The sequence below is a fragment of the Streptomyces sp. bgisy100 genome (assembly GCF_057709105.1).
Window position 1 is genome coordinate 56970 of sequence record NZ_JBYITE010000043.1, and the last position, 6527, is coordinate 63496.

A 6527-nucleotide genomic window follows, 5' to 3' on the forward strand; every position below is an offset into this window, starting at 1 on the left:
CCTGCCGGAACGTCGGCCGAACTGGATGGCGGGGGTGCTTCGTTGGCGTTCTTATGGCATTGTTCGCCTACACAGCTGAGCGATTACCGGCAGAGGTAGGATCCCGCCATGACAGTTAGTGATGTCGTGTTCGACGGCAGTACTCGGCCGCAAGGCGCCGAGCGCGTGGTAAATGTCCGACTGCCTACCGTGCACGGCGATTTTCTCGCTATAGGCTATCTGGACCGAGCGAGCGGGGAAGAACAAGTCGCGCTCGTATACGGCGATGTGGAGGGAGGGGAGGGGGTTCTCACCCGCGTGCATTCGGAGTGCCTCACCGGCGACGGCTTCGGGTCCACGCATTGCGAGTGCGGCGACCAGCTCACCGCGGCGCTGCGCGCCATCGCGGCCGAGGGGCGCGGCATTCTCGTCTACCTCCGCGGCCACGAGGGGCGGGGCATCGGCCTGTTGGCCAAACTCCAGGCGATGAAGCTGCAGAGCGAGGGCCTGGACACCGTCGAGGCCAATCTCGCCCTCGGGCTCCCGGTCGACGCCCGCGACTACCGGGTGGCCGCGGAGATGCTGCACGACCTCGATGTGCGGTCCGTGCGGCTGCTGTCCAACAACCCGCTGAAGCGCGAGGCGCTGCTGCGCCACGGCGTCAAGATCGCCGAGCAGGTGCCGCTGCTGATGCCGCCCTCGGAGGAGAACATCCGCTACCTGCGGGCCAAGCGGGAGCGCCTGGAGCACTATCTGCCGCACCTGGACGGCGTGGCCGAGTGACCCCGCGGCGTGTCAGGCGCCGCCGGCCGGCGCACGGCCTGCCCCGGACCGGCCGGTCCGGGGCGCCGCCGCGCGCGGTCAGCCCGTGATGCTCTGCCGGAACCGGAAGAGATTCCCGGGGTCGTAGGCGTGCTTCACCTCGGTGAGCCGCGGATAGTTGCCGCCGTAGTAGGCCCGCTTCCAGTCGCGCAGCGCCGGATCGATGAAGTTCTGGTAGGCGTACCCGTTGTCGTACGGCTCCAGGGCGTGGTTCAGCGCGTTCAGCCAGTCGAGGTTCGCGCGGACCAGGGACGGTGGGTCCTGCTCCGCCCAGGTCGTCTCGGTGGCGAGCAGGAAGTGGGCCGAGCGGTGCCAGAACGCGGTCTCCCGGGGGCCGGTGTCGCCGATGGCCCCGCCCCAGGCGAACATCGCCATGCCCGCCCCGTCCGGGTTCGAGCTGCCGGGCCAGACGTCGACGGCGTCGACGAACGCCTCGACACCCCGGTCGGGCAGCGGGCGGTCGAGGTACCGGGAGCTCACGGCGTACCGGCCGCTGGGAACGCTGTGGTAGAAGAAGTCCTTCGCCTGCCAGAAGCTCCGGTTCTCGATCAGCACCCGCTGCGGCCGCGCCGCACGCAGCACCGGGTCGAGCAGTTCCCGGAGTTCGTCCGCCGGGCCGAAGTACTGCCCGAGCGCGGACAGGGTCCGCCGGGACCGGATCTCCTTCCGGGTCCGGCCGGCGGCCCCGCCGCCGATCCGGCAGGAGAAGGCGTTCGGTGCCGCCATGACCAGGGCCTGGACCGCGGCGAACGCCGCCGGTACATCCTCCCAGTCCCAGTCGAGCTGATACACCGACACCCGGTCGACCGGGGTCGTACGGAAGGTGAACCCGGTGTTGATGCCGAAGTTCCCGCCGCCCCCGCCCCGGCACGCCCAGAACAGATCGGAGTGCCGGACCGCGTCGCTCTCCAGCAGATTGCCCGCGGCCGTCACCACCGTGGTCCGCAGGAGACTGTCGCAGGTCAGGCCCAGCATCCGGGAGCTGAAGCCGAAGCCGCCGCCCAGCGTCAGCCCGCTGATCCCCACCGTGGGGCACCGACCCGCCGAAACGGCCGCGCCGAACGGCTGCAGGGCGTTGTAGAGATCGGTGTTCCGGGCTCCCGCACCGACCGTGACGGTGCCCTCCCGCCGGTCCACCCGGACCCGGTCGAGCTGGCCCAGATCCACCAGCAGCCCGGTGGTGGCGGAGTACCCGCCGTAGCTGTGGCCCCCGGAGCGGGCGGCCAGGTGCACCCCGGTCCGCGCGGCCCAGAGGATGGACGTCCGGACGTCACGTGCGGTGTGGCACACCGCCACGCCCGCCGGCCGCTTCGCGTCGTACCGCAGGTTCTGCGGGTGTCCCCAGGTGTTGTAGCCGTCGTCCTCCGGCCGGATGAGGGTCCCGTCCAGCGACCGGTTCAACTCCTCCCACGCGGAGTCGGGAACGGTCCCGCGCGGAGCGGCCTGGACCAGCCCCCCGAAGCCGGCGAACGGGGAGCCCGCCACGCCCGTCACCGCCGTGGCGGTGACCGCACTGCCCTGGAGTACCCGTCGTCGGCTGACCGGCCGCATTTGCCCACCCACTTCACAGCGTGACCATCGGTGCGGGAGCAGTCTCCCGGCTCGCGCCCGCCACGACCGGCGAGCCACGGCCTGCCGGCCGGACATCACCCGATCGACGAACGCCCGTCTCCTGAGCGGCGGACGGCCGCACTGATCATCAGCCCGGAGAGGCGCAGGACTCACGGATTCGGGCCTCAAGGAGCCCGGGCCCAAAGGAGCCGGGCCTCAAGGAGCTGGTTCCCACGGAGCTGGTTCCCACGGAGCCGGGTCCCACCGAGCCGGGCCCCAAGGAATCGGGCCTACGGATTCGGGCCGCCCGTACGCGCGACGGCGCAACGAGCGGCCCGAGCCCATCGGCCCGTCGGCGGGCCCCGTTTACTGCTCCCTGCTGCGGCTCCGCAACCCTCGGACCAGCAGCACCACCAGCACGGCCGCCACGATCCCGGCCAGCAGCAGACCGTCCGGGACGGCCGTCCCGACCCGCTGCGCCCACCGCTCGGCCTCGTAGGAGTCGTCCACGCCGAGCAGTCCGGGCAGCGCGGACGTGCCGTCGTACACCAGGAAGACCGTGCCCAGCAGGATGAAGAAGGCCCCCGACAACAGGGACGTGGTGTGCAGTTCCAGCCGTCCGACGCGCAGCGGCCGGCCCCGCAGCCAGCGGCGACGGCCCAGGTCGAACCGCTCCCAGAGCAGCGCCAGCAGGAACAGCGGCATCGCCATGCCGAGCGCGTACACCGCCAGCAGCGCACCGCCGTATGCCGGAGAGCCGTGCACCGCCGCCACGGTCAGCACACTGCCGAGGATGGGTCCCGCGCAGAAGCCCGCCAGCCCGTAGACCGCGCCGAGCGCGTAGACGGACAGCGCGGTCGTCGGCCGGATCCGTCCGGATGCGGCCTGCAGCCTCCGGGACGTGAAGCCCAGCCCCAGGATCTGGGCGGCGCCGAGGGCGATGATCAGCCAGCCGCCCGTGGTGACCAACTGGTCCCGGTGCCCGTAGAAGAGCCGCCCGGCCAGCGAACCCGCGGCACCCAGCGGGACCAGAGTCGTCGCCAGCCCCAGGTAGAAGATGCCGGTCCGGGCCAGCAGCCGGGACGCCGAGTCGATCGAGTAGGCGAAGAACGCGGGCAGCAGCAGGGCGCTGCACGGGCTCAGCAGCGCCAGCAGTCCGCCGAGGAACGCCGCGAGGTAGCCGATGTCGGTCACTTCCCGGCCGCCTTCCGGCCGGCCGCCTCCCGTGCCGCGTCGATCGCCTGGGCGAACGCCTCCGGCGGCTGGGCCCCGGCGATGGGACGCCCGTTGACCAGGAACGACGGTGTGCTGGAGGCCCCGAGCCGGTAGCCCTCCTGCTGGTCGCGGCGCACGGCCTTCCGCGCCGCCGCGCTGTCGAGGTCGTTCCGGAACCGCCTCAGGTCGTCCACGCCCGCCTCGCGGGCCAGCGCGTCGAGCCGGTCCGCGCCGAAGCCCTTGGCCTTGGAGTCCTCATCCGCGTAGGCCGCCTTGTGGAACTCCCAGAACCGGCCCTGCCGGCCGGCTGCCCAGGAGGCGCGCGCCGCCCGCTCGGAGGCCTTGCCGAAGATGGGCAGATTGCGCCACTCGATGCGGAGCACCCCGCGGTCGACGTACTTCTTCACCAGGTCGGGTTCGGTGTCGCGGGCGAACTTCCCGCAGAACGAGCAGCCGAAGTCCGCGTACTCGATCATGACCACGGGAGCGTCCGCGCGGCCCTGCGCCAGCTTGTCGCCGGGGTCGCGGCGGGCCAGTTTCGCCAACTGGGCGTAGGTGTCCGCCTCGGAACTGGAGGATCCCGCGTCGGACGCGGTGTCGCCGGCACCGCCGGAGCCGTCCGACGAGCCGGTGGCGAACTGGGACAGAAAGCCGAGCAGCAGCGCGGCGAACGCGACACCGATACCGATGACGATGCCGCGCCGGGAGGTCTTGCGACCGGATGGGGTGGCCGGAGCCATGAGGATCTCCTCAGGGTGCAGGACGGAGCACGCGAGCGCTGAGCGCCGCGGGCACCGGGGAAAGTACGGGGGACGAAGGCACGGGCGGGGGCCCGGCGTCGTCTACACCCGCAGCACCGAGAGTTCGACCGGGGTGGGCGCGGTGAGCGGCGCGGCGGTCATGGCCGGCCGGGTGTGCACCACGCTCAGCACGGTCCGGCAGTCGGGCGAGGGCCGTTCCGCCAGCAGGGACACATGGTCCTGCGAGGGCCCGCTGCGGGGTGGCACGGCGGGCTGGGGGCCGGTGTCCCGGTCCCGTTCCTGACAGCCCGGTCCGCCGGAGCCGTCGATTCGGGTGGAGCCGTCGAGTCCGGTGGGGTCGTCTATGCGGGGGGAGTCGTCGACATCGGTGCGGAACGGGGCCGTTGCCGGAGCCGTCCGGTCGTGCGCCGCGGCCCGGGGGCCGTGGTGGCGTGCATCGCCGTCCGGTGACGGCTGTTGGACATCCTCCGGGAAGCGGTCGGCTCGCTGATCCGGGGCCGCCCGGCCGTCCCCGTCCCCGTCCCGGTCCGCGTCCGCCCGGCCGGTTTCGGCCTGCGGGGCAAAGGCCGGGACCGCAAGGGTCGGGTCCGCGGCGGTCAGGGCGGTGTCGGCCGGGGCTGCGTCCACCAGGGCTGCGTCCACCGGGGCTGTGCCGGCCGGGGCTGCGGCGGCCTGTGGGGGGCCGGCCGGTACCCACGGCTTGCACAGCAGCACGCCGGTCAGCGCCAGCAGCACACCCACGACGACGGCGGTCGCGCGCCGTCGTGCCGGGGTGGTGCTCATGAGCCGTCCTCGTCCAGGGGGAATTGCTCCGGAATGCTACCGACTCCCGCCCGGCGGGGGCACCAGCGGGTCACCGGCAACGCTCCGGTCCCGTCCCGGACGCTGCTCCTACCCCGGCGCGATGAAGCGGCGCACCGCGTCGGTGACCGCCGCCCGGTGCGCCGCCAGCCGGGCCGCCTCCCAGGGCGTCCCGGCTCCGGTGGCCGCCGGGGCGACCGCCGTGGTGAACCAGGCCTGGGCGACCGCAACGGCTGAGCCCGGCCCCGGGACCGGTTGCCCACCCAGGAGGTCCGCCGCACGACGCTCATCCTCGCCCCTCCACGTCCGCCCACACGACCTTGCCCCACTGCCGCTCGTCCGTGCCCCAGGCGGCCGCCAGCGCCGCCACGAGGAACAGGCCGCGCCCGCCCTCTTCGCCGTTCCCGGGGGCTCGCGGTACGGGCCGCGCACGGGAGAAGTCCGCGACGGCCACCCGGACGGTTCGCACGGCGGTGCGCTCGACCACCACACGGATGCTCTCGCGCCGCGCGTGCCGAACGGCGTTGGACACCAGCTCGGAGACGATCACAGCGCCGTCCTCGGCCACGTCGTCCAGGCCCCAGGCGGCCAGTGCGACGCGCACCAGGCGCCGGGCGGTGGCGGCGCTGCCGGGCTCGCGCGGCAGGGTCTCGCTGTATCCGGGGTGTCCGGTCGCGCGGGAGGTGGTGGTCACGTTCATCAGGAACCCTCGTCAGTGATCGGGCGGTGCGGCCCGCCCCGACGGGGGCGGGCACGGGCCACTCCGGCCGGCCGCCGAACTGTCCCTTCGGCGGCCGCCTGTCACTCAGTGAACGACGGATGGTGACAGACTGTGAGGAAAGTTCGCTTCGGCGTGCAGTGCGGGAAACCGGAAATTTCATGGCCGGTCCGGCGCCGTGATCCCGGCTACCTCGCTACCGTGAAGACGTGCAGGCGAACGAACAGTTGGCGGCCGCGCTCAATGAAGCGGGTCTGACACAGGTCGAGTTGGCGGAGGCCGTGAACGACTACCTTCGGTCCCTCGGCAGGGAAGGCACCGTGAGCGACCGCACGGTGCGCCACTGGCTGACCGGAAAGTCCCGCTGGCCCCACCCTCGACAGCGCGAAGCGCTGGAGGTCATATTCGGCCGTACCGCCGAGGTGCTGGGCTTCACCCCTCCGGCGGGCCGACCGAGCGTTACCAGGACGGAGGCCCCTGTGCACCGCAGGAACTTCCTGACCGCCACCACCGGGGCGACGGCGGCAGCCGTGCCCCTGGTCGCGGCCCGACCCTACGCGGTCGGCACCACCGATGTGATGCGCCTCCGCAGTGGCCTGGACGCCCTGACGGCGTTGGACGCCGCCAGAGGAGGCCACGGGGCACTGGAACGGGCCGGGCTCGCGGGTGCCGCCGAGGCG

Annotated in this window: 7 protein-coding genes; 2 read left to right on the plus strand and 5 right to left on the minus strand. The window is 72.8% G+C overall.

The window, feature by feature from the left end:
• Positions 1-108 precede the first annotated feature (108 nt).
• On the plus strand, positions 109-762 hold the full coding sequence (gene ribA / locus AC3EQ1_RS24530) for a GTP cyclohydrolase II (protein WP_432096494.1): 654 nt from the start codon (positions 109-111) through the stop codon (positions 760-762).
• A gap of 78 nt (positions 763-840) precedes the next feature.
• Here ribA and AC3EQ1_RS24535 read toward each other — a convergent pair whose 3' ends face one another.
• The 5 genes from AC3EQ1_RS24535 to AC3EQ1_RS24555 form a co-directional block, all read right to left on the minus strand.
• Positions 841-2352, minus strand: a complete 1512-nt coding sequence (locus AC3EQ1_RS24535) for an FAD-binding oxidoreductase (RefSeq protein WP_432096495.1) — start codon at positions 2350-2352, stop codon at positions 841-843.
• 366 nt (positions 2353-2718) lie between these two features.
• Positions 2719-3546 carry a cytochrome c biogenesis CcdA family protein gene (locus tag AC3EQ1_RS24540; protein WP_432096496.1) on the minus strand — a complete coding sequence of 276 codons (828 nt, stop codon included), beginning with the start codon at positions 3544-3546 and terminating at the stop codon, positions 2719-2721.
• Complete coding sequence (locus tag AC3EQ1_RS24545) at positions 3543-4307, minus strand: DsbA family protein (RefSeq protein WP_432096497.1); 765 nt, start codon at positions 4305-4307, stop codon at positions 3543-3545. The genes AC3EQ1_RS24540 and AC3EQ1_RS24545 overlap by 4 nt, the downstream gene beginning before the upstream one ends.
• Before the next feature lie 102 nt (positions 4308-4409).
• Complete coding sequence (locus AC3EQ1_RS24550; RefSeq protein ID WP_432096498.1) at positions 4410-5111, minus strand: hypothetical protein; 702 nt, start codon at positions 5109-5111, stop codon at positions 4410-4412.
• 304 nt (positions 5112-5415) lie between these two features.
• The gene (locus AC3EQ1_RS24555) at positions 5416-5829 is read right to left on the minus strand and encodes an ATP-binding protein (RefSeq protein ID WP_432096499.1); all 414 of its coding nucleotides are present in this window, start codon (positions 5827-5829) and stop codon (positions 5416-5418) included.
• Positions 5830-6056: 227 nt separating this feature from the next.
• Here AC3EQ1_RS24555 and AC3EQ1_RS24560 point away from each other — a divergent pair.
• A partial coding sequence (locus AC3EQ1_RS24560; protein ID WP_488187174.1) for an NsdA family TPR-like regulatory protein occupies positions 6057-6527 on the plus strand: 471 nt, incomplete at its 3' end.

Coding starts and splice junctions, on each gene's coding strand:
- AC3EQ1_RS24550 (WP_432096498.1), bottom strand. CDS start 5,111: ATGAGCACCACCCCGGCACGACGGCGCGCGACCGCCGTCGTCGTGGGT.
- AC3EQ1_RS24555 (WP_432096499.1), bottom strand. CDS start 5,829: ATGAACGTGACCACCACCTCCCGCGCGACCGGACACCCCGGATACAGC.
- AC3EQ1_RS24535 (WP_432096495.1), bottom strand. CDS start 2,352: ATGCGGCCGGTCAGCCGACGACGGGTACTCCAGGGCAGTGCGGTCACC.
- ribA (WP_432096494.1), top strand. CDS start 109: ATGACAGTTAGTGATGTCGTGTTCGACGGCAGTACTCGGCCGCAAGGC.
- AC3EQ1_RS24545 (WP_432096497.1), bottom strand. CDS start 4,307: ATGGCTCCGGCCACCCCATCCGGTCGCAAGACCTCCCGGCGCGGCATC.